Genomic DNA, 26,302 nt, shown 5'->3' with positions numbered 1-26,302 from the left:
TTAGAAGAATGAAACAAATATTAGAAATGGGTGAACCATTAATTAAAAGTTATCCATTCCGTGCTAATATTACTTCTATACTTAACAATCATCCTCACTTTTATGATTGGCTATTTAATAATCATGTACAATTATTTTGTGGAATATATCCTGCAGTAACTAATTTTGATACTTACCTGGATACATATGAACCTTTAAGCCGAATACATTATCCTCTAGTCGAAGTACAATTTATAAAGAAGGATATTTTTAATAGTATTGAAATGGATGTCTGTGATTTTATAATTAATAGCATAAACTTAGGTTATTATGTATATTTAGGTGTTGACACCTTTTATTTGCCATTATATCGTAGTTCCAACCATATAGGTCATGATATTTTTGTATATGGTTACGATTCTAAGCATGAGCATTTTTATGTTGCTGATTTTTTCAATGGGACTTATAGTCGTGAAGTTGTAGAGTATAAATCGTTTAAAAAAGCTGTGGAAAGTGAGTATTCGGATACTAATGAATTTAAAGGTGTCCAATTGCTAAAAAGAATTGATGAAGGACACCAGTCGAAGTATCAATTAAATCTTGATTATGTAGTGACTCAACTAGAAGATTATATCAATGAGTTTAATACTTCGATGAGATATGCAGCATTAGAAGTACCGCTTTTAGACCCGGAAGGTAGGACTTCAGGAAATAGAACTTGGGGGGTAGGGGTTTATCGTAGTTTAGTAGAGGTATTTGATCAGGAAGAAATATCGCCAGTAACATTACGATCTCTTCATGCCTTGTATGAGCACAAAAAACTGATGACCATGCGTGTTAAATATTTAATGAAAAGTGGATATTTGGATGATGCTATACAGTTTGAAAGTACATTTTCTCATATTGAAAACGATGTATTGAAGTTAAGAAATTTTTTCATGAAATGTTTGATGAGTAAAAAGTATAACAGAGAGAAGACTCAAAAATGGTTACTCGATATACAAAAACAAGATGGCGATTCTATTAAACATCTTATTGAATTATTAAAGAGATAATTTGTAAGTAGTCGCATTATTGCGACTTGTCGAGGGACAAGAACATGATCCCATATAAAGTCGCTAATTTAGCGGCTTTTTTATTTTATCGGTACAAGTTCTTGTCCCGAGCCAAGGACAAGAAAATCCAGATACTGGTGCTCTCGGCCTCCAGCATTTCTTGGAGTGTTTCTGCAAACAGATCTTTCAAGGCGTTTTGTGCATCCTGCACGGTCACTAGATTATGATCTTTAATGAACACGTAGCTGCTGTTTATCCCAAAGTCCCATGTGTTCTCCCAACCTTTCTACTATGTTCCATTTTAATAGATTTAGGAGTTTTACACACCACAATATAATAGATCCTGTAACTTCGCCAATTGCAGCAGACGGCGTTCTTACCCGTAATAGTAACGGAAGGTTTACACTAGTTGGCCGTGAACTTACCTCCGGAAGATCAATTGAATACCTATACAAAGGCGATTCCGATGATATAGAAAGCTGGTATCCGTGCCGTATTGAATATTACAACGATGATTATCTGATTTGGAAACATCCGGAGATCCAACTCGTAGGTTTACTCGCCCTCTGTGAATTATCCTTTTAGCGCTTTGACAGCATCGAGCACCCACCATGCAATGCCCCGCTTAACAAACTCACTTTCATTCTGAAGCCCTGCCTCGATAATAAAATCATTAACCTTGTCCCGGACTTGGTACTGTACAAGTTCAAAAGCAACACCTTTGCTCTTGATGCCAAGTACTTTCGAACTCTCATCCAGCTTTACCCGATCTGCGATTGAAGTAAATAGCTCTGGAAAAATCATGATTAGCATGCGATGGACATAGAAAACAGGCTTATTTCCCCGTGAGAAATTAAAACGATCCAAATGCTCTATAAGTCCAACTTTCGAGATTTTAGCGGGCATCCTGTAATCCAGATCAGCATTTTTGCGGAGCATGAGCAACTGCTTCAACTTGTCTTGAGTAATTGGATCATTGACAAAGACAGTAAAATTAGCTTTGTTCATTTTAGCAACGCCTTCGGCCGAGACATCATTAGCGTTTTTATCGAGCCAGTAGGGTTCGAAAATCGAAATTGAAGAAGATTCATCCCAACTGTTAATTCTTTGCTGAATCTCGTTTAAAAACCGCGTGGCAGAAGGTTCGATATGTTCAAATTCAGCCTTAGATAAATCAGTCCTTAGTAATTCAAGAGCCTTTTTGAACAGTTTTGTGAGATCTACAGTTTTGGTCATATTTGCCCTCCACATCATTCCATTTTCATCTTCTATTTATATCATGCGAATAAGGAAAGTGATGGCCAATTATTAAAAGTGAAGTAGTTCATGTTCACTACTCCAACATTTTTTAAAGAGCTGTTCGTCTTAAAAGTACAGGCTTTTTCTTGTAGTATGAAGATTATGGTAACCATTCTGAGTCATAGGGGCATCTAAATGGATGAGAGATAGACACTAAGGGTACTCTTGAAATGATTTGGCAACGTATCATGGAGAACGAAGGAAGCGAGTTTCGGCAAATAAGAGGGAGGACTTATACCTATAAACTAGCCGGGTATAATCTGGTACCAAGTACCACAAATTATCTTATTTCCAAAACACAAATTGAAAAGACTTTGAAACGTATGCCAGTATCCGGACCAAGAGCGTTACAAGATCTGATGGGACCATCATATTTGTATGCAATTCTATCGGATCTTCGTATCAACGCTTAAGGTATTCTTGAAGAAGCAAATAGAAAGATATACACGCCAACTTTTGAACTTTGATGTTCGTAGCTTATACTATGTTCACTCCAAGGAAGACAGCATTACGATTTCTTTGCACCGTTTAATTTTGGATTAGAAGAAAACGCCATATCGTCCCTTTTCTTTGGCTAGAGGGTATCAGCTCCACATGCCCTCATCGTACGAGATGAAATACTCCTTAGCGATGCGGAACAATAAACGATCTCGATAAATTGATTCAGTTTGATTTGGGCAGGATTCAAGCCCCCCAAATACGCAAATGGCTTGTTTGATATTCAATATTTATAATCCAAAACGTGCTGTAATTTATGCATTTCTACCTTTGGAGAACACCGGTTTTGCGGAAGTACGCGCAAACGTCGAGTACGCCGTGAGAACTGAAGTCCGGTGAGCTGATCCATGAGCTGATACGGTAATCGCCGCTGTCGATGCCCGTTCGATCGTCGCAGATCCCGGCGTGATGCTCCAGGTTATGACCGCTGACTCAACGTACATCATCATGTGTACGATGAGCCCTCTCAAATGCAGAGCCCTCCGATGTTTCCACTTCCCGGCAATTAAGAGGTCGTAAAGTAAGCTCACCCTTCATCGATGGCATGCGTATAGACAATCCTGGTGTTTTGTGGAAGTTAATTATCGGTGATATTGGATAATATTAATAAGAATGGGGGGATATCAATGTGCGGAAGATTTACCCTAACTATTAACGAAAATGAAATCGTCGATCATTTTAAAGTGAGCAGGGTCGAGTATGAGTTAAAACCGCGTTACAACATAGCGCCTTCTCAAACGATCGCTGTCGTAAATGGAAGTAGCGGAAGAAGGGTATTGGAAGGATATAGATGGGGACTTGTTCCATTTTGGGCCAAAGATATTAAAATTGGTTATAAGATGATTAATGCCAAGGCTGAAACGATACAATCTAAGCCGGCCTTTCGACATCTTATTTCCACGAAACGTATTATTATCCCGAGTGACGGGTTTTATGAATGGAAAAGAGAAGGGAAGGACAAAAAGCAGCCGTATCGATTCCAGATCAAATCAAAGGGCGTGTATGGCTTTGCCGGTTTGTACGACGAATGGAAGGATCCGGACGGAGAGACACTGCGCAGTTGTACCATAATTACTACCAAACCAAATGATTTGGTGGCAAATGTGCATGATAGAATGCCGGTTATTTTGGATGATAAAAAAGCAGACATCTGGCTGGATCCGGATGTACAAGATAAAGAAAAGCTTCAGGAATTATTATCTCCTTTCCCTGCTGCCAACATGCTTTCCTATCCAGTTTCTGCTGCAGTAGGGAACGTTAAGAATACGGGTTCGGAATTAATAGATGAGATTCCGTTAAACTCAAAATAAGACCCACTTCCACGCTAAGGCGTGGGAGTAGAGTAGTCGTCTTCTATGTAGGAGATGATAAGATGAGATATAATGGAAGAAGCGAGCCGAGTTCATCGGCTGAGAATTCTACTGACTTCTTTCTGAAAAATCATGGAAGGGACTGTTTAAAACTTGGGATGGATTGCAAAACGATATGACAACATTTCAGATGTTAGCCAAGAAGCTAATAAAAAGGAAGTGCTACAGTTCAGTAATGCGGAGTTACTTCTACTAGAAGATGCATTGAACATCGCACAAAGAGAGTCCGGTCAGTACATTAGCATAGGAAAAACACTGTACAAAAACGTGCGCGGTCACTTAGATTCCCAGGGCTATAGATTCAATGAAGACGGATCATATTACCACATTTCTCGAGGTTAACCCTATCTCCTAAAGGATAACACTTGTAAGTTGAAGCTGTCGACCGCGACCTGTGTGCGTATTGGAGGTAGTAAAACACTACACAAATCACCGAGGGAGAAGAGCTCAATTGAAAATAAAATTGCAGATAACCGAGTTTGTATTTTCACTATCATTCACTATGGCTATTATCGGGAGTTTTTTTGCTATTCGAGCTAATATTCTCGGTACATCAATTTCTCTTTTTTTTCTAATAGCTGCTATAATTTATCCTATTGTCGAAGTAACCATTTCCAAGAAAAATTACGGACACGGTATATGGTACAATCGGTTGTTTAATACGTTTGAATTTCATATTGGATCTCTCACGGATTGGAATATGATTGCTGTAAGAGCAGCAAAAATTCGACGACTAGCTTCGAAAAAGGGGGTTAGTGTATTATTTTATACGGATCATTACAAGGAAGAACGGCTTCATGAACTGGCAAAAAACATGAATATTTTCAATAGAGATTCGACGGGCAAATCCGTTGCAATGGTTGGCTTATAAATGTACAAGTATCGGGGCTACTTTCTACAAGAAAGAGGCATGGAAACGTAAAAAGTATCCTTTAGTCCGATGTATCATGGAGCCTGGCAACGAAATTTAGTATGAATTTGATAGCAACATTCTATAGGGAAAAACCGTCAATTATTGAGGAAGGTACAACAGTTTTAGGAGGAATATGAATGAAAAGGTGGAGTTTGCTTGTAGTACCTTGTCTTTTCTTGTTTATTGTTGGTTGCTCTGGAAATGAATCAATCAATCCTGAGAAATGGGATCGTTCAAGTGGCTATGTGATTGCAAAAGAAGACCAGAAAATATTGGTAGTCAGGCATAAACCTGAACTTGAAACTGGCAACATGTCAGTATCAGAACTTCTCAAACAAAACCAACCTGATGCAATCTGGATAACGCTCAAAAATCCAGAAGTGTATGACACTATAGCAATAGGTGATAATGTGGAGTTAGGTATTGAAGGAGTAATTAAAAACTCCTATCCCGCCCAAGCCAATGCTACCGTAAAAGTCAAGAACTAGTGTCATTTACAATGTTAAAAAACGCTTTTGTGGATTGGTTAGCCACAAAAGCGTGTTTATTTAAAACGATGAATCAGTATAAACACCGGACATTCCTAGACCATCAAACACACGACTATACTTCGAAAAGTAATCGTAAACTTCATTGCCATTTTGGTCCAATAGCGATCCTGCATAAACTCCTTCTATACGAGCATAGTTTTTTGTTCCGTTGTTAGCGATAGAGTAAACCAGCCCTCCACTGTCTCCACCAATTGCACCGGATAGCGTAGTGACAACTACATCTTGTGTATCTCCAGGAATGTCAAAGGAGTTATCAATAACTTGAACTGGACCGAAGCTGGAACCATTACCGGACCGTGCATGGACTCTTACATAATCTCCTACTTCTCGGTAATAGCCTGCATAATCCGTTGTTCCGATTGTCATAGAATTCCCATTAAGGAAGACGCTTGGAGTCACAGTTACATTAGTAGTATAACGGATATATCCAGCATCAAAGTTTCCAAGTAGACTTCCATTAGACATATTCCCGATAGCGGCAGTTCCATCCGATTTATCATACCAAGTACCATTTCCACAATGCCCTGCTATAACGCCGACATCGTTTCCATTGGCACGCCCGTTGAAACCAAGGCTACACTGATATTCACCGCCCGTGACAGTTCTCTCAACTTGTTCACCGGGATAAAGATTGTATGCTTTTTTCTTGACAACAAGATCGCCAAATACCCAATTAACCATATCTTCATCAATATGTTTAAGTATTGTTTCCTTATTGATTTTATAATTTTCCTCCGTGATGTAGACATTCACTTTATTCTTTTCTACACTAATTCCGACCCCTTCAAGACCTAATTCTATTCCTAAAGCAGATAATGCTTCCTTAGAGGAATACAATTTCTCCTTGGAATATTTCACTTTTTGAATTTTGGTTTTATCTTTGAACTTTGCGATACTTTTGATTTTTTCTTCATTAGCAAGTGACGTGTCTGTCAGTAAAATAACATTATAGCCATCTTCATCGGTGTATACTCCACCGTAAATATCCTCCATATTAGAAGTGACGAATTCTTGTACCTTTGCACGATCATCAAGTATTTGAGTTTTCACATATTCGACTTCTGAAAAAGTTTGCGTTACAGCATTTTGTGGTGCAGGGCCTGCCTCAATGGGGATTTCTCCTGGAAGAACTGGAGTCGGATCATTGAAATCCTGTGCAAATACTGAGCCTGAAATCAGAGATAGAGACAATATTGCAGCCGTGCTAAATCTGGTTAGGAATCGAAGTTTCTTTTTCATTTGTCTGCTCCCTTCTTACATTAATTTAATGATGATACAACAATTGCTGAAATTGTGACCTAATTCACTTCCTTTGTGTAAATTCATCCCATTACTGGGGGGTTTACTATTTAAACGCATTTTCCAATGATTTTGTTTCATATAGAATTGAAATTAGTATGATTTAATTTTGAATTGGCGTTTGAATGTAGCCAAAAGGCGCCTTTTCCAATCGAGGATTTTGAAGTTACAGAAGTTTTCTGATCAAGTACATCAATTCAGCAGTTGTATACATAAAGCGAGCGCCCGCGGCAACGGCCGGGCTCGATCCAAGCCGCGCATGTATACAATTAACCGAACCGGCGACACTTCAGCCAGGATGAAATGTATACATTTTCGTGCATGCTTACGAGATCCGGAAAAATGTATACACCAAGGGGGAAGAATATGTCCAGAGTACCAATTCAGATTCCGATTGAGCTTAAAGAAGAACTGGAGGACTTAAAAAGGGAGCTGCAAGAAGAACTGGTGGCTAAGTGTCGGGTGACAAAAACATAGTATCATTAGAAGCCGCTGATTATGCGGCTTTATATATTTATGTTATCAAGTTCTTGTCAAAACACAATGACAAGAACTTGATAACATTCCCGATCTGATCTCATCGACGGCGGCAGACGCCCTTTTATTAAACTCCCTCGAAGTGATTCAATTTCCTCACTCAAACTCATGAATTCGCAGGATTTCACCCTGAGCTAAACATGAAAGAAGAGAATCCAGGGGAGTCGGTGGCTGGGGACAGTAGAAAGGGCATGCGGGAACAAGGGTGTTGTGTCCAATACCCACTTTGTTCCATATCATGCACGTCTCCACTTTGCCCTAGTGATTCTCACTCCCATGTCTCAACGGGTCTTAGCCCTTTCATTCCTTCGTCACATCTAACTAAGGGGTGGAGGTCGGTCTTTCTAACGGAACGGGTCCGAGCCCTTTTGTTTAATATCTCCCGATACCTCGTGCTTCTTGTCATCCTGCGAATGCATGAGCTGGTGAGAAAAACTGCTTAAGCTGCTTGCGGAAACACTTTAGTCGAGTCGTAAGCTTCACTGCTTTTGGCCAGACCAACAAGCATACGGGCGACTTTACCGCACAATTTCATTATAGATTTCATTTTCTTGAGTTTTTTCACATCGACATTATGGTGGTGCAGGGCTCTAATATCCGGATTGGTCATGACCATGCACATCGTCATGAGATAGAGAAAACGTCGGAGACGAGGGCGGCCGCGTTTGCTAAGCGCCATTTTACCACGCCACTTTCCGGAACTGGCTTCAGTTAAATTGAGGCCGGCATGTCGTAATAAAGCATTTCCATGTACATAGCCGCTCAGATCTCCAGCTTCTCCTAGAATGCCAGCCAAGCTCGTTGCATTCAAACCCTGAATATCGAGCAGTTTCTGTGCATAGGGGATACGCCTCAAGATGAGATGAAGTTCATGCTCAATTTGTTCAAGTTGGCGCTGAGCCAAGTCATATTCCTCTAGTAGTTGACTCAGATGAAGCTTGTAGGCTTGGAGTGCCTGCGTGGCGCCAATGCTGCATTTTGCTAGTTCAATGAGCTGTTCCGCTCGTTTAACTCCAGCATGACGCTTTACATATTGTTTCCAACCGGTAAGAACCTCTTCTGTGGTTAATCTACTAATTTCCTCCGGTAAGGGAAAGAGTCTGAGCGTAGCAATAGAGCTGGTACAGGTAAGGGTTTTAAAGACCTGGCGCAGCTCAGGGAACACGATATCAACCCATCGATGAATTTGGTTAACAGCACTGTTGAGCCGTTTTGTAACCGTGTCTCGGTTAGCCATGAGAATTCGCAGTTCTTCGTAGGCTTCTGGATGAAAACGAACAGGGGAGTAGTACCCGTTTTTGACCATGTCTGCAATGACAAGAGCATCTTTGCGGTCACTTTTAGATGGCGAGTTGTCACGGTTCTCCTTATTCTTTTTAACGAGATGGGGATTAACGAGAACGGCTTCAATGCGCTGAGAAGAGAGCCAGCGCGCAAGATTCAGCCAGTAATGACCTGTAGGTTCCATGCCTATAATGACTTTGTTAAGCTTGTAGGTTTGGAGTAGATCCTGGATCCAGCGTCCAAATAGCTTGAAACCCTCAAGATGGTTACCGAATTCCAGCGGTGCACCTAAAGCAATCCCGCGAAAGCTGACGGCCCGGGCAACATGAGTATCTTGAGCAATGTCTACTCCGACGACCAGATGATGAGCGGTAATGTTTTCAATGAGTTGATTTTGCTTATCTTGTGCTTTAAACTTCATAGTAGAGCGACCTCCTGGATGGGCTTTTTGAGGCAATGACCTCGTGTGTAACCCCATCGTACCGAGGCGCTCGTTTTTGTTCAATCTCCAAAATATTCGTATTACAGGAATTCTAACGGGAAACTATAGTTTAATAAATAACTAAAACGCGACTGCCAGCTTGGTTCGGCAGCCGCGTTGCGCTAACGGACAGTTAGGGTAGTTTTGCGTTACAAACATTCTGGTTCTCGGGAGTTGCTGACGTCGCCGATGACAATTACTAAGTCCCGGATTCGGGGGATGGAGGGAATAGATATCAAGTTCTGGGGGTGGTGTGGGGGATGTTATCAAGTTCTGTCATCATTTATGTAAACCTGTCGAGGGACAAGAACATAGTCCCATTGAAAGCCGCTAATTTAGCGTTTTTTTTGTTTTATCGGTACAAGTTCTTGTCCTGAGTAAGAGGAGAAGAACTTGTACCGATTAACGATTAGATAAGTATCTAAGTATGTTTCTATCAAATTTCATTAAGCTAACGGGCAGATAAACATAATAGACAACGAGACCATGATTTGAACAGGTAAATTAAAGTATCCCTTGAATATTAATATGTAAATATATATTGGTGAACTTGTCTGGAGGTGCTTTTTTTGGTATTCAACCGGCAAACCCGTATAGGAATGTTATGGGGGGATTATCCATGGACTACTGCTCCAAAGAAAATGGGGAAATTGTGGAGTATGGGCAGGGTGGCCCGAGATGTTTCGCATGCATTGCGTGAAAACATGGTGGTTATCCCGTACGCACAGTCAGAAGGTGAACCTAATCAGCGGGAAAACATGACTTCATTTCTTAAAAGCATAGATATCCTCTGGGCAGATTTATATTCATCCAGTACTTATGCACTTAATCTCCGTGACGAATTAGGCCTAACTTGTCCAGCGATTTTGTTTGCTGGAGGAGCCATGCCCAAAGGAGCAGAGGCAATGTTGTTTCCTTGGCAGCCACTACTACGTACTTATGATGGGATTTTCTTTAGTTGTAAGGCAGACCAAGATATATGGAGGCAATTGACAGAATGGAGCAAATTAAAGGAATGGGTTATACCCCTTAGCATAGACGAGCAAATATTTTATCCTCGAAGTATCGCTGAACAAATGGATATACGCAATAAATTCGGCATTCCAGTTCATTCCCCGCTTTTAATATTTGTAGGCAGATTAAACATACAGAAGAATATCCACGATTTATTAAAAATATTAATATCTGTAAGTGAAGGGATCCCTGATGTTCATCTTTGTATCATCGGTGAAGAAGATGATATTGTACTGGGAGAGTTTAAGGTCCGGAATACCAATTATAAAGAGTGGCTACAACAAAAAGCAGATGAACTTGGTTTAGCACAACGTGTACGATTTGTAGGCCCACTTTTCGGTGACGAACTGGCACAAATGTATTCTACTGCAGATGTGGTGACTAATTTAGGGTTTTACCATCGTGAAAATTTTGGACTCTCTCAAGCAGAAGCAGCAGCTTGTGGTACGCCTGTTGTTTGTACTGAATGGGGGGGATTCAAGGATGTTGTACAGCATGGTTTAACAGGTTATTTTGTAGATACGGTACTAACAAAACGTGGAATACGTGTGGATTGGGCCAAAGGTGTTGCTTCCGTAATTACTTTATTGCAAAGAGAGGATCTACGTGTGGAGTTTGGAAGACAAGCCGCCAACTATGCACATCAACATTTTAGTATAGCCGCTTTAACAAAAAATTTAGTAAACGTGGTAACAGATATACAAAGTAGTCTAGCTACAATGAGTAAAGGTGCATTAAGTTCCGTTGCTTACGAGCCAAGCCGATTTGCTGAACAATACGAGGCCCATAAACGTACATGCGGGTGGTACGCAACTAGCACAAAAACGGGCACTCCTCAGTGGTATCCACCAATGTTTGAAGGCGAACAATACGAATTATATGAAAAACTTATGCAGCCTTACTCCACGCGATTGGCGGAGGAACTTCAAATCAATTCCCTCAATGAAAACTGCATCCCGTATTTTACTTCGTCGGTCAGGTTTGATATAACTCGATTGCTGGCCATCTCGGAAGATCCGATCTGGCCCAGTCGCAGATTTCTTTCGCCGAACGAGTACAGTATGCTAAGGTTCATAGATGGTAAGCGTACTCTGAACAACATCGTAGCTATTACAGGGCTCGAACTTACCCGTTGTATAATAAGTGTTTGGAATTTATATTTAGATGGCTTTTTGCTCTTCAGAAGTTAGAGGGAAAACAGCGATATTTGTCTATAGTTACTACGTAATTATTCCCAGCTAAAATAGAATCATTCGTAACGTATAATATGGCATAATACGCAAAATATTGAACTAACGGGTAGATTAGCGTAATAACAGATAAGCCTTTAATAGTACTATTCAAAAAGTCTTGTGACACTATCCATAAACATATGACAGATATCGAACGACAAGAACATATAGACATTGAAAGCCGCATAAGTTGCGGTCTTTTTGTTTTAAGTATATAAGTTCTTGTCATAACTCAATGACAAAGGCGCCAGCGAAGGGGGGAGTACCCAAGCCATTGCGGTGGATGCGTCCGGGCACGCCTATATGACTGGTGCTTTTGGCGTCGTTTTCCCGTTACGCCGAGCGCTTTTCAACCCTCTAACGCCGGCAGCACAGATGCAATCGTGTCCAAGTTCGATCCGACCGGGTCTTTTCTTGTCTATTCCACTAATATCGGAGGAAGCAGTACCGATGAAGGTCTTGGGATTGTCGTGGATCCCATTCGGCAACGCCATGATTACGGGAATTACAACGTCCCCCAATTTTCCAACGACACCCGGAGCTTTGCGCAGCGTTATTTCGGAGCTGAGCCCGGATGCCTTCGTTGCAAAGCTGAATGCTGACGGTACCGCTTTGATCTACTCTACCTTTCTTGGCGGAGTGGACGGTTTTAATTTTGGTCGTAGCGTTGCCACGGACGGTTCCGGCAATGCTTATGTGACAGGGAATACCATCGCTAGCGATTTTCCGACGACGCCCGGAGCTTTCCAGACGGTAAAACCCAGTCCGCCCGGATTTTCTAGCTGCAGATCAATTGTATAAATAGAATAAAAGGTTTCAGAAAGATACGTTAGATATATATTTAAACCTTAATCATCGGCGACCAGCATGTACGAAACGATTCATGAATATTGAATCATAAAAGTAATCAAGGGTGTCCCAAATGTCATTAGCATAAAAATGACGATGGAAACCCTCTTTTTGTTTTTATCAGCTTGTTCGCCGAAGCTGTAAAAGAAAACATGTATAAAATTAGTTTTATAGGGAATTTTACGCGGGTAGCATGTAGTGTTTAAACAAGGGACTTATCTCAACCTAAGCACTAATAAAATACTTTGTTTTCCTTGAACTCCTCATCTGCTCGTACAAAAGCTTATCCTTTCGACCCCCTACCCGAATTTACACAAGCTGGGTTATTTTTGTCGTGAAAAAACCAACTTTTAGTAACAAATAGGTGTTGTATATTTAAAAGCTAGCAATGTAATGAAAAGAAGTAATTCAAATTTGCAGTTAGTTTATAATTTAAGTTAGGCGAGTGCAAATTATGAATCAAAATTCCCCGAGAATCCAAGAGAAAAAGCAATTTCTGTCGTAGAAAGATATTTTAGTGATTTACAATCAGGTGATTTTGAAGATGCAGTAAAAATCTCCGATAATCATAGATTTAAAGATGAAAAACATCATCAGAGAAAACTATCTTATATAACACTCATATTCATGTGAAGGATTTCAAAATTATTTCAGTAGATGACAATGTGAAAGTGGAGGAAACAGCTAATGGTGAACTGCTGTAATGTATGACGATGATTTCAAGAATGGTAAATATAAATCGCAAATAAGGACGTATTTATTGATATGACACCTTCCCTCCCCAACATATAAGACAGTGGAATATAAAAGACTAAAGTTCCATTCATTATTTTTCTAAAAGTGAACTACCTCTTATGGTCGATCCAATGTTATGGATTTGAATAATGGTTCAACCATAGTATATTAGCGAATCGAAAATGGTTCATTTCCACCACCCATAATACCTATGTAAAATAAGATCATATTTAGTAAAATAGGGAATTTATTACTATATACAAATACTGGGATGATATCTATAATTTATATCTAAATTAAATAAAACTTATAAGGAATCTTTATCACTAAGGGTACCTTTGAAACAAGAAAATTTGTAAGCGCTTTTACTTTATAGGCATTCATCTGATCAGTAACACGAATATAGGAGGGGTTATATGAATATTACTATTATAGGAGCCGGAGCAGTTGGAGGTTATTTTGGAGCAAAATTTATCGAGCATGGTTTAAATGTTAATTTTCTGATCCGTACTAAAAGAGCAGAGCAAATTACTAAACAAGGACTTATTATAAAAACTAACACAAATTTAACAAACATAAAAACACCACGCATCTTCACAAATTCTAAAGATATAGCGGATGTTGATTTAGTAATTGTTGCAGTGAAAAATTATCACCTCGATGCAGAATTGATGAAGAATCTTATTGAACTTACAAATAAGGGTGCATATATACTCCCACTGATGAATGGAGTTGAACACTACAAAGTTCTTTCAGAAAAATTGGGGGATGAAAAGGTTTTAGGAGGTACATGCAAAATAAGTGTGACTATGGACGATGACGGCTATATTCATTGTATCGGAGAGCTAAAAGAAATATACTTTGGTGCCCTTTTTCCTACTCAAAGAAATTTTTGTGAAAGATTTGAGGAATTAATGAAGGACTGTAGTATCAAAGTAATAAGATCAGAAAATATTATGAGAACTATTTGGGAAAAGTTTTCGTTCATAGTAGCTTACTCAGGAGTGACATCAACCTCAAGGTTAAACATAGGTCAACTGATTAATTGTGAATCAACAAAGAAAGTTTTTAGTGATGTACTTAATGAAATGATGTGTTTATCACGTTCCTATGGTGTGAATCTTGAAAAAGACTTTATTGAGAAGACAATACGTTGGTGTGGACGTTTACCTAGTGAAGTTACTTCCTCAATGCATTTTGATTTAACTAATGGTAGAAAGTTGGAGATTGAAAGTATACAGGGATCCGCTATCAACCTTGCAAGACGAAAAGAAATAGAATTGCCTACAATAAAAACGTTATATGCACTACTTAAACCATTTGAGAATGGAGTTCCTCAGCATGTATATGCATTGGATTAGAATCTCCAGGGGAAAGTGGCTTTAATAGGTATCAATTTTTTAAAAAGTGAACTGCGTACCAAAGATACTCTTCGTTTGAGCGTAGGGGAATATGCCTTGCATCCTTCCCCAAAGCGCTGCTTTCATTTAATTCCCTATGCAATTACAGAATAGTATGCAAACTCAACTCGATTTGAGGAGGAGAAGACTATAAAAATTTTAAACTTCTTTCCTGGTCAAATAGATTCTGAATTTAGTGATTTTTTCGGGACATCAGAGCTTTTCGATTTCTTACCTTCACTTGAATATAATGTCGAAGAATATATAAAAAGTTATACCCTAAAATCTTATATTGACCCAACAGCTAAAATATCTCCTAAGGCAACAATAGAGGGCAATGTATTTATAGGAAAAAATGTAGAAATTCAAGATTTTGCTTATTTAAAAGGACCCCTCGTGATTTTTGATAATGTTTTTATAGGTAAGTCCTCATTTATAAGAGACAATTCAATAATTGGTACAGGTTCAAAAATAGGACACTGTTGCGAAGTTGTAAGCAGCCTTATATTGAATAACTCTTCCATAACTCACTATTGCGGAATATCCAGTTCAATAATTGGAAGTAATGTGCATTTTGGGGCCTACATATCAACTGCTTCCGTTTTACTAAATGAAAGTCCTATAGTAATGATTAATAAAAATAAGGAAAAAATTAAATTAGGGATAAGTAAATTCGGTTCAGTTATAGGTAGTAATTGCAAAATAGGATCATATGTACTTCTTAACCCTGGAGTAATCATTGAGCCTAATTGCTTAATATTCCCTCAAATTTCATTGAGAACTGATTATTATCCAGAAAATTCGAAAATCTATATACCAAACTACCATTCTTTAATTAATACTGCTCCACTAAATCAGTTCTAATTATTTATATAAATATTTCCATTAAAATACACGAGGTGATTAAGCAATGGAGAATAAGTTAGTGGTTTATGGAGGGAATATAATTAAAGGTAATCTAAAAGTTAGTGGGGCCAAAAATTCAATACTAGGGCTGATTGCAGCAGCCCTAATTGCTCATGAACCAGTGATTTTTACCAATGTACCGAATATTCTAGATATAGAGAACTATTTGAAAATATTGAATAAGTTGGGGGTTGAGTCAAATTGGATAAAAGAGGAGGGTAGACTCGCGATTCATGCCCAAAATTTTGATTCTCATATTATTGATGTGGATCTAGCACGGAGTTTTAGGGCATCTATTGGTCTTATCTGTCCTCTATTAATAAGGAAAAAGAAAATAATGATCCCATTCCCTGGAGGAGATCAAATAGGGGAACGACCTCTAGCTGAAATGATGAGAGGAATTGAGATGATGGGTGCAAGAATAAAATATGAGTCTGGGATATTTTTAATTGAACGAGATGAGATTTTGAATGGAATTGATATAGAGCTAGAATATCCTAGTCATTCCGCAACAATAGTTTTAATGGTATTGGCTTCTTTTGCACAAGGGAAAACCACGATTAATAATGCAGCATTGGAACCGGAAATAATTGATATGCAGAATTTACTTACTAGAATGGGAGTGAGAATTTATGGCGCAGGCAGTTCCAAATTAATAATCTATGGAACTGAAGCTGTTAAAGGATGTGAGTATGATGTAATGCCTGATCGCTTACAGATAGGTACTTATGTAGTTGCAACGCTTATGACGGACGGCGAAATATTGGTGCCTCGAGGTTATTTGCAGAACCTAGAGAGCTTTATGGATTTGATAAAGAATATTGGTGCAATAATTGAAACAGTTGACACTAACACGATTAGGATTTCTGGGAAGCGCCCATATAGGAGTGTGAGTTTCGAAACAAACCCATACCCTGGAGTTCCAACTGATTTACAGGCCATTTTAACTGCTTTGCTAACAACTTGTAGTGGAGAAAGTTATATCAAAGAAAATGTATTCGAAAATCGGTTGCATCATATACCTGAAATTATTAAGTTGGGGGGAATTATAGAGATATTATCAAACAGAGAAGTAGTGATAAAAGGGCCAACCAAATTTGAAGACAATCATATAGTAGCTGCCAAGGATATCAGAGGGGGAATGTCTCTTCTCCTTTGTGGACTTTCATTATGTGAGGGTGAAAAAGTTACAATAAACAACACTTTTCATATCGAACGGGGCTACCCCGATTTTGTTAAGACTTTTAATTCATTAGGCGCGCATATGCAATACCAGGAGGGTGCTAATGTCTAAGGATCATAAAAACTTGAAAGTCTTGGTAGAGAAGATTGAAAGCATGAATTTGGGGAAAATAAGACTTTGTGAGCAAATGTCAAAACATACAACCTTACGAATAGGAGGATTGGTAGATATATTTTTTATCCCTCATGACATTAGATCACTGAAACAATCTATTGAAATGTTTAAGCAATTAGATATACCTTGGAAATTTATTGGTAATGGATCGAATGTTGTAATAAAAGATGGTGGAGTGAGGGGTGTTGTTATTAAATTACCGGAAAATATTTCCAATACTGAATTTAGTGATCATTCTATCAGTGTTTCTGGTGGGTTTTCATTGACTAAACTAAGTATTCTTGCAAGTAAGGCTAGTATGTCAGGATTGGAGTTTGCTTGTGGTATACCTGGAACTATTGGTGGGGCTATATACATGAACGCTGGGGGTTATGGGTCCGAAATGTCTGATGTTGTGAATTATATACATGTTCTTGATGAAAATGGAGAAATGCATTCCATGCACAGGGACGAATTAAATTTTGGACCTCGCAAATCTATATTACAAGGGAAAAAATGGGTTGTATATCAAGCAAATTTAAAACTAATAGAAGGAAATAAAGAGAGTAGTATTAAGAGAATGAAAAAGTTTATGAATCACAGAAAACAAACTCAACCATACGGAATTCCAAGCGTCGGTAGTGTTTTTCTAAACCCACCTAATGAATATTCAGGTCAAATTATTGAAGCATCGGGTTTAAAGGGATATAGAATGGGAGATGCCCAAGTCTCTGAAATACATGCTAATCATTTTGTAAACAAAGGACAAGCAACTGCATCTGATTTTTTAAAGTTAATGGAGCATGTAAAAAAAGTCATCGCCGACAAATACAACATTAACCTAATACCAGAGGTGGAAATTTTGGGTGAGAATCTCTAAACTAATGTCCCATTGTAGAACGATAACTTTCAAATAAAAAATTTATAGGAGGTATAAATGAGGATTGATGAGGTAATAAAGTCTCATGCTATCAATAGCCCGGAAAGATTTGCAGTAGGTTTTATGGATCACAAGGTAACGTATAAAGCCCTTGACAAGATGATCGACAATTGTACCAACTTCTTGTTAAATAAAAATCTAAAACCGAAGCAAAAAGTAGGAATTATGATGTTAAATACTCTTGAATTTATAATTTGGTATTATGCAGTTTCAAGAGCTAATGGGATTTCAGTATTGATTAATCCCCTACTTACCCATCGAGAAAGCGAGTATATTCTAACAGACTCCTCACCGAAATTCATAGTGTCTAGAGAACCTTTTATTAAGAATATAAGCGATTGTATCAAAAAATATAGCACAATAATAGATATTGATGAACAGCTTAATAAAATTACAAGTTTTAAGCCTTCCTTACAACCTACACAATATGAAAAGACCGATGTAGAAGATTGCACAATAATTTATTCATCTGGGACAACAGGCAGACCCAAAGGAATAATACTTACACATAATAATCTCTACAGTAATGCGAAAGTTTTTTCTGAATCGATAGGTTTAACCCACTTAGATAAGACCTTAATCGTTTCCCCGTTATTTCATTCTGCAGCTCTAACATGTTGTTTAAACTCCACACTGCTAATAGGTGGATATGTCCATCTTTTGGAGCGCTGGAAATCCAGCGAACAAACCCTAACTGTACTAGAAAAAGAAGAAATAACATTTTTCTTTGGTCCCCCAACAATGTATACGTATTTGTTAATGGATCCCAAATTAACTCAATATAATCTTTGCTTGCAGATTGCCTTTACTGGGGCTGCACCTTTGCCAATGGAAGTGTTTGATAAATGGAGGGAGATTTTCAATTTTGAAATCACAGAAGGTTATGGACTTACTGAAACTTCACCAATGGTTACTTTGAATCCATTAAAAAGGAAAAAAAAGAAAGGCAGCATAGGAGTTGCCTTACCAGGAGTAAAACTTAGGATTGTAGATGAAAATGGCAATGATGTGACAATCGGAAAGGTCGGGGAGTTATTAATAAGTGGTCCAAACCTTATGAAAGGCTATCTAAATAATGATATAGAAACTGAGAAAGTAATAAAAGATGGTTGGTTATACAGTGGTGACTATGCGAAGCAAGATGAAGATTCTTATTATTACATTATCAATCGTAAGAAAGAGATGATAATATATGGCGGGTTTAAAGTCTATCCTAGAGAAGTAGAGGAAGTTATATATAAGCACCCGAAAGTGTTAGAAGTTGCTGTTACAGGAGTACCTGATGAGGTTTATGGTGAAAAAATTTCGGCAATTGTCGTACTGAAAAATGAAAATGAAGTACTAAGTTTAGAGGAATTAAAAGTATTTTGTGAAGACAAACTTTCGAGGTACAAGATTCCTTCAGTCATAGCTCTGGCAAAATCATTACCAAAAACTGAAAGTGGAAAATTGATAAGATCTAGGTTGTAAAGCTTCACTAAACATAATACAAAAATCATAATGAATCTTTAAGCAAAGCTAAAGGAAAGACTTTGTTGTAGTATATTTCCAGATAAAAAGAGATCTAAAAGCAATTGATTATAGAAGGAAATTTTTATGCATATTTGAGGTGTGATATTTTGAGAATATTAATGATGACTCCCGATTATCCACCTAATTTATATGGTGGAATAGGCACACATGTCTATAATTTAGCTACAGGATTTGTTAATGAAGGTAATTCTGTGACAGTGCTTGTTGCTAAAATTAATCGACATTCTGATGACCCTAATAATTTTGAAGTTAGTGAAAATGGTAAGCTTACTGTTATTAATTTTCCCACTACAATGGATGGAGATTTCAGTAATGAAATTGATCCTCATTTTAGTAAAACACGTATCGCAACACCGTTTAAATGGGCAGAGCTAAGTAATAAATTATTTCCTATGGTATATAGATTTTTAAAAAGTGTTGATCCATTTGATGTATTTCATGCTCATGATTCATTTCATGCCTTCACTAGTGTTGCTATAAAAGACCTTTTTAATATTCCCATGGTAACAACTATTCATTCAATTTCAGCTCCCCCTAACCATTTCAATGATTCTTTGCGAAGATATATGTTAAATAATTCTAATAAAGCTATTGTTGTTAGTAAATGGTTGAATGAAGAAATAGGTACAAGGTATGGGGAATTAGCAACAGATGTTCATGTGATCCCCAATGGTATTGACTATGATTCTTGTGAAGACTCTTTTAGAAGGGCTTGTAACCCTCAATTTCAACCACTATCTATAACATTTTGTGGACGCCTATCGCCTCTAAAAGGCTGTGATGTTTTATTAAAAGCATTTGCAATTTTAAAAAGAAGTAATAGTTCCTTTAACTATAAATTGAAAATAGCTGGTGACGGTCCATTAAAAAATGAGCTGAAATTACTATCTGAATCCTTATCCATTGATAAAGATGTTGAATTTTTAGGATTTCTCAAAAATAACGAAGTGAAATTATTATTAAGACAGTCATCTTTACATGTGATACCTAGTATAGAAGAGTCATTTGGGATAACAGCTCTAGAAGCAATAGCTGAGGGCATTCCCGTAATCGCAAGTCAAACAGGAGGACTTTCTGAAATTATTGAAAATGGTGTGAATGGGATTGTATTTCCGTTAGGAAACTCTGAGATATTAGCAAATGAAATGGATAAGTTACTAAATAACCCCTATACCCGGTCCCAATTAGCCAAACAAGCTCTAAAAAGAATAGAAAAGTATAGCTGGGATAATATTGTAATTGAGACGAATAATATTTATAACATGATAATTAATGATTAATTTGGAGGGGATAATGGATGGGATATGTTGAAGATTTAAGAAGGTTAGTAGGAACTAGGCCTCTAATTTTTCCCGGAACTGTTATTATTATTCTCAATGATTCGAATGAAGTCCTACTTCAACAAAGAAAACAGCCTAGAGGTTCTTGGGCAATTCCTGGTGGGCTTATGGAATTGGGAGAAACTACGGAAGAAACAGCGAAAAGGGAAATTTTAGAAGAAACAAATTTAAGGATTGAAAATCTAAATTTGCTGAATGTATATTCGGGAAAAGAAAATTTCATAAAAGCACCGAATGGTGACGAATTTTATGTTGTTGTAATTGCATACTACACTAAACACATAAGTGGTGAGATGATAATTAATCGTGAAGAATCTCAGGATTTTAAATTTTTTCCGCTTGACGAAATTCCAGAGAACTTAGCTAAAAGTCATAAAACAATCATAAATGAATTTATCTCTAAATTTTCAAATTAACTCGAGGGAATTTTTATCTATGGATCAAACTATAAGCGTTTATACACAGATATAAGGGGAGGTTGAAGGGAGTTTTTTAATTATAACTCTATTACTTGGAGGAAAGAAAAATGGAGGTTATTTCGGTTAAGCATCTGCATAAATCATTCTTTCTTTCGATATCTAAACGATCTGGTTTTTTAGGTGCGTTATCTACTCTATTCTCACGAGAGAGGCAGGAAATACATGCCGTTAATGATATAAGTTTTTCTATTAATATGGGAGATATTATTGGATTTATTGGACCAAATGGAGCTGGAAAGTCTACGACAATAAAAATATTAACGGGTATTTTAACCCCAACTTCAGGTGAAGTAGAAGTTTGTTCAATATCTCCACACAAGCAAAGGTTAAAGAATGCTATGAACATAGGTGCTGTATTCGGCCAGCGAACCCAGTTGTGGTGGGACTTACCAGTTATTGAATCATTAAACCTACTTCAACGCATCTATGAAATAGACGATAGAACATATCAGAACAAACTTAAAGAATTCATTGACCTTTTATCATTAGACGAATTTATTAATCGCCCAGTACGCCAACTATCACTAGGACAACGTATGAGAGCCGATCTTGCAGCAGCGTTCCTGCATAGCCCAAAAGTAGTATTTTTAGATGAGCCGACAATCGGGTTGGATATTACAGCTAAAAGAAAAATGCGGGAATTTATTAAAATGTTAAATTCGCTTTATAATACTACAATCATACTGACTACACACGACATGCAGGACATTGAAGAACTTTCAAGCCGAGTTATGATTATAAATCATGGCAAAATGATCTTAGATGATACAATAAGCAGTTTACGTCAAAGATATGCTGGTAATCGAACAGTGAATTTTAAACTGGCTGAACCAGTAAGTAGCATAGATATTGAACGATTTGCAGCAGAATATACTATGATGATTAGAGATGAAATGATTTCTGTCCAAATCCCAGTAAATATATCACCAGCCGAAGTTTTTGCATTTATTGATTCTAAGTATAAGATACTTGATATGCAACTTATCGATACAACTGTAGAAGATATTATAGAGAAGGCATACACTCTATGAACTTTTTACGAAAATATTTTGCGTTTACAACTATAACTTTTAGAAATGGTGTTCAATATCGATTCTCCTTTACCATATATATCCTCGGAACAACTATTCAGCTAGCTGTTCTCTATTTTATTTGGAGAGCAGTGTATGTTGGGAAACCGTCAATTTCAGGATTTACAGAATCAGAAATGATTACGTATCTTTTCATTTCACAAATATTAAATTCTATTTATGCATATAGGAACTCCCCAGAACGTATTATCTTTGATCGTGTCAAAAATGGAAATTTAGCTTTCGACTTGATTAAACCCGTTCGTTTCAGTATTGCTCGCTTGATGGAGAATATCGGGGGAAGTTTAGTCAGTATCGTGCAGGCATCAATCGTCATGCTGATTATAACGTTTTTATTTCCTACTATAATTCCTCCAGCCGGAATTGGATATGTTATAGCTTTTATTATGAGCGTAGTATTGAGTTTTTTGATTCTTTTTTCACTGAGCTTAATCACTGGATATATATCTTTCTGGACTATGAACTTTTGGGGTCTACACTTCTTAAAAAAATCTTTGTTCGACTTTTTCTCAGGAGCAATCGTCCCACTTTCTTTGTTTCCTGCTTGGGCTATGACGTTAAGCAATTGGCTTCCATTCAAAAATATCATCTATACCCCAACTTTGATTTATATGGGACGATACGATTTTAACGACACACTTGTACAGCTTTTAATACAAACTTTTTGGAGTGTTGTATTATGGTTAATCTCTGAAAGTCTTTATAAGTTAGCAATTAGGGGGTTACAAATTAATGGGGGTTAAAAAGCATATCATACTCTACCGCTACTTTTTGATTAAAAATCTACGTGAGAGTATGTCATATAAGTTGGATTTTTTGATGGGAGTATCAGCACATATAGCGAGACAGACGGTCGGAATCCTTTTTTTATCAATTATTTATACCAATACCCCCGCGCTAAATGGATGGACTTATCATCAGTCCCTAATGCTCTATGGGTTTGCACTTATCCCAGCAGGTCTGGATGAATTTTTTCTCCGTAATATATGGACTTTACCCAATAAGTATGTGCGTATGGGTAATCTTGACAGACTATTGTTGCGACCAATAAATCCCTTATATGCGATTACAGTGGATGGTACAAATCTACATGGTTTTATCTTAAGTATTTATGGAATAATTGTTTGTGTTTATTCTGGCATAGAGTTAAATCTGGTTTTTACACCTATGACATTTCTCTGGATACTTGTTCTCATCATATGTGCAACAAGCATATATTTTTCAATAACAATTTTAATGGCTACTTTCAGTTTTTGGTTTATAGATGTTATGAGTTCAATGGTTCTTATTGAGAGTTTAAATCAGTTTTTAAAATACCCCCTGGCAATCTATCCCTATGCCTTACAAATATTATTAACGTGGATTATTCCATATGCATTTACAAGTTATTTTCCAGTTGAATTTATACTCGGGGGTTCTTTAGCTGCATATGCTTATATCACCCCTGTGATAGCATTGTTACTACTATTTATCGCATCACGTTTTTTTGTTTTTGGTTTAAAACGCTATAGTAGCGCGGGAGGGTAAGAAAGTGAGGGTTATATGAATCATAAAATCAGTATAATTATTCCAGTATATAACACGTTGAACTGGCTCCAGGATTGTGTAGATTCAATATTGAAACAAAGCTATGAAAATATAGAGGTTATCTTGGTTAATGATGGATCAACAGATGGAAGTGGAGCAATTTGTGATTCAATAAAAAAACTAGATACTCGAGTTCGTGTTTATCATAAATTGAATAGCGGACTATCTGATACACGGAATTATGGATTAGAAATGGCTTCTGGTAAGTATATAATTTTCGTTGATTCGGACGATATTGTTGCAGAAAATCTAGTAGAAGTACTTTATAATAACTGTAAAGAAAACAAATTCAACCTTGTCCAATGTTACTATTTACGTTTTGAAGATAAAAATAATTTATTTTCATATAGTACCGCGCCACCGGAATTAATCGTTTATGAAGGAAAAGCAATGCATTGGGGTCTTATTGGTAAGGGAAAAACCCGGCCAATGGCGTGGGCAAAGATTTTTGAACGTTCACTTTTTAATGATGTTACATTTCCAGTAGGATTAATTCATGAAGATGAAGCTGCAATTCATAGGATCTTATACAATGCCAAATCCATGGCCGTTATTAACGATAGGTTGTACTTTTACAGAAAAACACCAACTAGTATTATGAACAATAAATTCAGTATGAAAAGATTCGATATTCTCTTAGCTCTTCGAGATAGACTTGAATTCTACAATAATTTGGGCTGGCATGATCTTGGGTTTGCAACAGCTCAACGATATAGTGTAACAATTATTGATTTGTACAGAAAATCAGCAGAAAATTTTGAAAACCCATCACAACAATTAAAATACTTAATTGAATTATATAAAGAAAGTTGGAGTTTATTGAAGGAATCTCCATTTATGACTGATAGAATCAAACATAAGCATGAAGAATGGTTAGAGGATCCCACAAAAGGAAGTTTATATAATGTTTTTGAATATTTTAGTGTTTGATGGGCCAGTGAAATATTTACAAAAGCTCGATAAAAGGAGTAACTGACTGTTTGTGCTCATAATGTGATATCCCCTTCAATAAAAAAATTCTAGTATCAATGACGCCAAGTTTCGACTATAACTTATCGCCTTAATAAACGGCACTTGGCCCTCACATGTCCTTAAGAGGAAACATCTTTTTCGTTGTGGCAATTAACTGACCTATAGCGGTCATTGTTTTATCATAGGCACATTAGAATCGAACACTGGTTTAGATCAGTTGTACAACATCTTGAGATAAATGGCGCTCAAAATCAGATTCTGTAAAGAAATCAAAACATAACTCTTGCTCACCTTTCCGATTTGTACTTTTCATCAAATGTAGAGCCTCTATACATGCATGGGGAATAGGATAAGTCATCAACCGATAAATTTCATTCAAATCACTTTTAGTTAAGGGGCTGGTGCCAGGAAACCTTTCGCCCCATTCTTTGGTGAATCCAAATATCTTAACGGGGATATTCAAGGCTTTCCCCATTAATTTTTCCTTTATATTAATGGCAATGGACAACCCAAAAGGGTCAAAGTCTGGCCATATGGTAATAGACACTAGATTAAATGTTGAGGCATAGGAAATAAGCTCAATTTCTTCAGAAGATATAAAGCCTTTACTGTAAAGGAGAGACCATTTACATGGGTCTAACCACTGACTATCAACTAGTGAATCGAACAAATCTTTGTTTTCAATAATGAGAAGATGGGGGGAGTCCCAGGATATTATCCGCATTTTATGAATCATACTCCGAGTTAAAGATAAACTTCCATGAAATGCAAGCCCATAGTTCGTATAGCCATTTAGTTCCCATGAAAAAGGACCGGTTATCCAAATTCGTGACTTATTGGAGTGAATACCAAAGTCGGATAGTTTTTTTCCAAGTAATTTTCGTAAGCGATGCTTATCCCCTTCTGAAAGGGCTTTTGTCGAATAAAAATACTGTTGCGAGAACATTTTCCAACTCATGGTTTTTTGCTTCTGATTGTGGTCAAAAAGAGCAAATAGCAGTCGTATCATGTGTATGGTAGATGAATCTCTCTTTATTTTTACGAATTGAATGACCTTTTTTATGAGATGTTCGTTTTCGGTCAATGGCTTAAGGTCCTGGAACGCCATCGTGAGTGAATCGAGTTCGGCTGTATTCGTGTCGAAATTCATTTCCATGAGGCGAGCAATATCAGATTCAAACATTCCAAGATTAGCAGATACGAACTTGGGATCCCAGGTCTGGATACGATTGTGGAGCTTTTTCTCGTGCATGACTAGCAAGCCCCAGTTAAATAATCTCATTACGGATTCGTCAAATAGTTGATATTCAACATGAGTTAACCAGTGTGCTTTCCAATTTTCCCATCGCTTGCGAGTCTTTGATTTGATTAGATCTAAGAGGAGGGAGCGAGTCAACTCTAGCATCTCTCCCTCTAGAACATTATCTAGATCATAAGGGGGTTCACCGGCTCCATATCTGATCCGTTCAGATATGGGAGTTTGACGAGTAAAGCCACAATGTCTGCAGGTAGAGACTTTTATTTTCCTACTTGTATAGTTTTCGTTTTCGAATTCAACTGGAGTCCACATCGTAATTGTTTTGAAAGAATGTTTGGTTGTGCCACAGGTCATCATTGGTTTC

At 37.4% G+C, this 26,302-nt stretch carries 23 protein-coding genes; 17 read left to right on the top strand and 6 right to left on the bottom strand.

Annotated features, from left to right (window positions below; translation table 11 throughout):
- The first annotated feature begins 8 nt into the window (after nt 1-8).
- Complete coding sequence (locus tag MKX98_RS30230; protein ID WP_063477442.1) at nt 9-1,034, top strand: hypothetical protein; 1,026 nt, start codon at nt 9-11, stop codon at nt 1,032-1,034.
- A gap of 85 nt (nt 1,035-1,119) precedes the next feature.
- Here MKX98_RS30230 and MKX98_RS30225 read toward each other — a convergent pair whose 3' ends face one another.
- The 3 genes from MKX98_RS30225 to MKX98_RS30215 form a co-directional block, all read right to left on the bottom strand.
- Nucleotides 1,120-1,275 carry a hypothetical protein gene (locus tag MKX98_RS30225; RefSeq protein WP_339220086.1) on the bottom strand — a complete coding sequence of 52 codons (156 nt, stop codon included), beginning with the start codon at nt 1,273-1,275 and terminating at the stop codon, nt 1,120-1,122.
- 332 nt (nt 1,276-1,607) lie between these two features.
- Complete coding sequence (locus tag MKX98_RS30220) at nt 1,608-2,270, bottom strand: hypothetical protein (protein ID WP_071220746.1); 663 nt, start codon at nt 2,268-2,270, stop codon at nt 1,608-1,610.
- Nucleotides 2,271-3,085: 815 nt separating this feature from the next.
- Nucleotides 3,086-3,301 carry a hypothetical protein gene (locus tag MKX98_RS30215; RefSeq protein WP_162487585.1) on the bottom strand — a complete coding sequence of 72 codons (216 nt, stop codon included), beginning with the start codon at nt 3,299-3,301 and terminating at the stop codon, nt 3,086-3,088.
- Between the two features lie 156 nt (nt 3,302-3,457).
- Here MKX98_RS30215 and MKX98_RS30210 point away from each other — a divergent pair, with 156 nt between their 5' ends.
- From MKX98_RS30210 to MKX98_RS30200, 3 genes are all read left to right on the top strand, one after another.
- Nucleotides 3,458-4,141, top strand: a complete 684-nt coding sequence (locus MKX98_RS30210; RefSeq protein ID WP_063477437.1) for an SOS response-associated peptidase — start codon at nt 3,458-3,460, stop codon at nt 4,139-4,141.
- Between the two features lie 562 nt (nt 4,142-4,703).
- Nucleotides 4,704-5,072, top strand: coding sequence for a hypothetical protein (locus MKX98_RS30205; protein ID WP_339220082.1), 369 nt, complete (start codon nt 4,704-4,706; stop codon nt 5,070-5,072).
- Between the two features lie 179 nt (nt 5,073-5,251).
- Nucleotides 5,252-5,602 carry a DUF3221 domain-containing protein gene (locus MKX98_RS30200; protein ID WP_063477440.1) on the top strand — a complete coding sequence of 117 codons (351 nt, stop codon included), beginning with the start codon at nt 5,252-5,254 and terminating at the stop codon, nt 5,600-5,602.
- A gap of 60 nt (nt 5,603-5,662) precedes the next feature.
- Here the strand turns inward: MKX98_RS30200 and MKX98_RS30195 are convergent, their stop codons facing one another.
- Together MKX98_RS30195 and MKX98_RS30190 are read right to left on the bottom strand one after the other, a co-directional pair.
- Nucleotides 5,663-6,904 carry a hypothetical protein gene (locus tag MKX98_RS30195; protein WP_339220080.1) on the bottom strand — a complete coding sequence of 414 codons (1,242 nt, stop codon included), beginning with the start codon at nt 6,902-6,904 and terminating at the stop codon, nt 5,663-5,665.
- A 1,036-nt stretch (nt 6,905-7,940) separates the two neighbouring features.
- Nucleotides 7,941-9,206, bottom strand: a complete 1,266-nt coding sequence (locus MKX98_RS30190) for an IS110 family transposase (RefSeq protein ID WP_063477462.1) — start codon at nt 9,204-9,206, stop codon at nt 7,941-7,943.
- A gap of 629 nt (nt 9,207-9,835) precedes the next feature.
- Here MKX98_RS30190 and MKX98_RS30185 point away from each other — a divergent pair.
- From MKX98_RS30185 to MKX98_RS30125, 13 genes are all read left to right on the top strand, one after another.
- On the top strand, nt 9,836-11,470 hold the full coding sequence (locus MKX98_RS30185; protein ID WP_339220078.1) for a glycosyltransferase family 4 protein: 1,635 nt from the start codon (nt 9,836-9,838) through the stop codon (nt 11,468-11,470).
- 456 nt (nt 11,471-11,926) lie between these two features.
- The gene (locus MKX98_RS30180; RefSeq protein ID WP_339220076.1) at nt 11,927-12,313 is read left to right on the top strand and encodes an SBBP repeat-containing protein; all 387 of its coding nucleotides are present in this window, start codon (nt 11,927-11,929) and stop codon (nt 12,311-12,313) included.
- Between the two features lie 1,199 nt (nt 12,314-13,512).
- Entirely contained in the window at nt 13,513-14,457 is a 945-nt protein-coding gene (locus MKX98_RS30175; RefSeq protein WP_071220940.1) for a ketopantoate reductase family protein, read from the top strand.
- Between the two features lie 435 nt (nt 14,458-14,892).
- Entirely contained in the window at nt 14,893-15,360 is a 468-nt protein-coding gene (locus MKX98_RS30170; protein ID WP_074961878.1) for a hypothetical protein, read from the top strand.
- A 46-nt stretch (nt 15,361-15,406) separates the two neighbouring features.
- Nucleotides 15,407-16,696 carry a UDP-N-acetylglucosamine 1-carboxyvinyltransferase gene (gene murA / locus MKX98_RS30165; RefSeq protein WP_071220939.1) on the top strand — a complete coding sequence of 430 codons (1,290 nt, stop codon included), beginning with the start codon at nt 15,407-15,409 and terminating at the stop codon, nt 16,694-16,696.
- Complete coding sequence (gene murB, locus MKX98_RS30160; protein WP_083397646.1) at nt 16,689-17,618, top strand: UDP-N-acetylmuramate dehydrogenase; 930 nt, start codon at nt 16,689-16,691, stop codon at nt 17,616-17,618. Before murA ends, murB begins: the two co-directional genes overlap by 8 nt.
- 57 nt (nt 17,619-17,675) lie before the next feature.
- A complete protein-coding gene (locus tag MKX98_RS30155; protein ID WP_071220938.1) occupies nt 17,676-19,148 on the top strand; it encodes an AMP-binding protein in 1,473 nt (490 codons plus the stop codon).
- Nucleotides 19,149-19,297: 149 nt separating this feature from the next.
- The gene (locus MKX98_RS30150) at nt 19,298-20,491 is read left to right on the top strand and encodes a glycosyltransferase family 4 protein (protein WP_162487592.1); all 1,194 of its coding nucleotides are present in this window, start codon (nt 19,298-19,300) and stop codon (nt 20,489-20,491) included.
- Nucleotides 20,492-20,508: 17 nt separating this feature from the next.
- Nucleotides 20,509-20,967 carry an NUDIX hydrolase gene (locus tag MKX98_RS30145; RefSeq protein ID WP_071220936.1) on the top strand — a complete coding sequence of 153 codons (459 nt, stop codon included), beginning with the start codon at nt 20,509-20,511 and terminating at the stop codon, nt 20,965-20,967.
- Between the two features lie 110 nt (nt 20,968-21,077).
- Nucleotides 21,078-22,061 (top strand): ATP-binding cassette domain-containing protein, encoded by a 984-nt coding sequence (locus MKX98_RS30140; RefSeq protein WP_071220935.1) that lies wholly within the window; start codon nt 21,078-21,080, stop codon nt 22,059-22,061.
- The gene (locus MKX98_RS30135; RefSeq protein WP_071220934.1) at nt 22,058-22,864 is read left to right on the top strand and encodes an ABC-2 family transporter protein; all 807 of its coding nucleotides are present in this window, start codon (nt 22,058-22,060) and stop codon (nt 22,862-22,864) included. Before MKX98_RS30140 ends, MKX98_RS30135 begins: the two co-directional genes overlap by 4 nt.
- Nucleotides 22,854-23,648 (top strand): ABC-2 family transporter protein, encoded by a 795-nt coding sequence (locus MKX98_RS30130; protein ID WP_071220933.1) that lies wholly within the window; start codon nt 22,854-22,856, stop codon nt 23,646-23,648. The genes MKX98_RS30135 and MKX98_RS30130 overlap by 11 nt, the downstream gene beginning before the upstream one ends.
- 15 nt (nt 23,649-23,663) lie before the next feature.
- On the top strand, nt 23,664-24,638 hold the full coding sequence (locus MKX98_RS30125; protein WP_339220074.1) for a glycosyltransferase family 2 protein: 975 nt from the start codon (nt 23,664-23,666) through the stop codon (nt 24,636-24,638).
- Nucleotides 24,639-24,888: 250 nt separating this feature from the next.
- Here the strand turns inward: MKX98_RS30125 and MKX98_RS30120 are convergent, their stop codons facing one another.
- On the bottom strand, nt 24,889-26,295 hold the full coding sequence (locus MKX98_RS30120) for a hypothetical protein (RefSeq protein WP_143767935.1): 1,407 nt from the start codon (nt 26,293-26,295) through the stop codon (nt 24,889-24,891).
- Between the last annotated feature and the right edge of the window lie 7 nt (nt 26,296-26,302).

This window comes from Paenibacillus sp. FSL W7-1332 (assembly GCF_037969785.1).
Taxonomy (GTDB): Bacteria; Bacillota; Bacilli; order Paenibacillales; family Paenibacillaceae; genus Paenibacillus_AQ.
Note: the sequence above shows the minus strand (reverse complement) of the source record. Positions and strands in the feature narration are given on the sequence as shown.

Bases quoted from the DNA above. Each gene is read 5' to 3' on its own strand.
- MKX98_RS30190 (WP_063477462.1), bottom strand. From the start codon at position 9,206: ATGAAGTTTAAAGCACAAGATAAGCAAAATCAACTCATTGAAAACATT.
- MKX98_RS30125 (WP_339220074.1), top strand. From the start codon at position 23,664: ATGAATCATAAAATCAGTATAATTATTCCAGTATATAACACGTTGAAC.
- MKX98_RS30230 (WP_063477442.1), top strand. From the start codon at position 9: ATGAAACAAATATTAGAAATGGGTGAACCATTAATTAAAAGTTATCCA.
- murB (WP_083397646.1), top strand. From the start codon at position 16,689: ATGTCTAAGGATCATAAAAACTTGAAAGTCTTGGTAGAGAAGATTGAA.
- MKX98_RS30200 (WP_063477440.1), top strand. From the start codon at position 5,252: ATGAAAAGGTGGAGTTTGCTTGTAGTACCTTGTCTTTTCTTGTTTATT.
- MKX98_RS30210 (WP_063477437.1), top strand. From the start codon at position 3,458: ATGTGCGGAAGATTTACCCTAACTATTAACGAAAATGAAATCGTCGAT.
- MKX98_RS30195 (WP_339220080.1), bottom strand. From the start codon at position 6,904: ATGAAAAAGAAACTTCGATTCCTAACCAGATTTAGCACGGCTGCAATA.
- MKX98_RS30145 (WP_071220936.1), top strand. From the start codon at position 20,509: ATGGGATATGTTGAAGATTTAAGAAGGTTAGTAGGAACTAGGCCTCTA.
- MKX98_RS30205 (WP_339220082.1), top strand. From the start codon at position 4,704: ATGGCTATTATCGGGAGTTTTTTTGCTATTCGAGCTAATATTCTCGGT.
- MKX98_RS30130 (WP_071220933.1), top strand. From the start codon at position 22,854: ATGGGGGTTAAAAAGCATATCATACTCTACCGCTACTTTTTGATTAAA.
- MKX98_RS30140 (WP_071220935.1), top strand. From the start codon at position 21,078: ATGGAGGTTATTTCGGTTAAGCATCTGCATAAATCATTCTTTCTTTCG.
- MKX98_RS30120 (WP_143767935.1), bottom strand. From the start codon at position 26,295: ATGATGACCTGTGGCACAACCAAACATTCTTTCAAAACAATTACGATG.
- MKX98_RS30135 (WP_071220934.1), top strand. From the start codon at position 22,058: ATGAACTTTTTACGAAAATATTTTGCGTTTACAACTATAACTTTTAGA.
- MKX98_RS30155 (WP_071220938.1), top strand. From the start codon at position 17,676: ATGAGGATTGATGAGGTAATAAAGTCTCATGCTATCAATAGCCCGGAA.
- MKX98_RS30220 (WP_071220746.1), bottom strand. From the start codon at position 2,270: ATGACCAAAACTGTAGATCTCACAAAACTGTTCAAAAAGGCTCTTGAA.
- murA (WP_071220939.1), top strand. From the start codon at position 15,407: ATGGAGAATAAGTTAGTGGTTTATGGAGGGAATATAATTAAAGGTAAT.
- MKX98_RS30175 (WP_071220940.1), top strand. From the start codon at position 13,513: ATGAATATTACTATTATAGGAGCCGGAGCAGTTGGAGGTTATTTTGGA.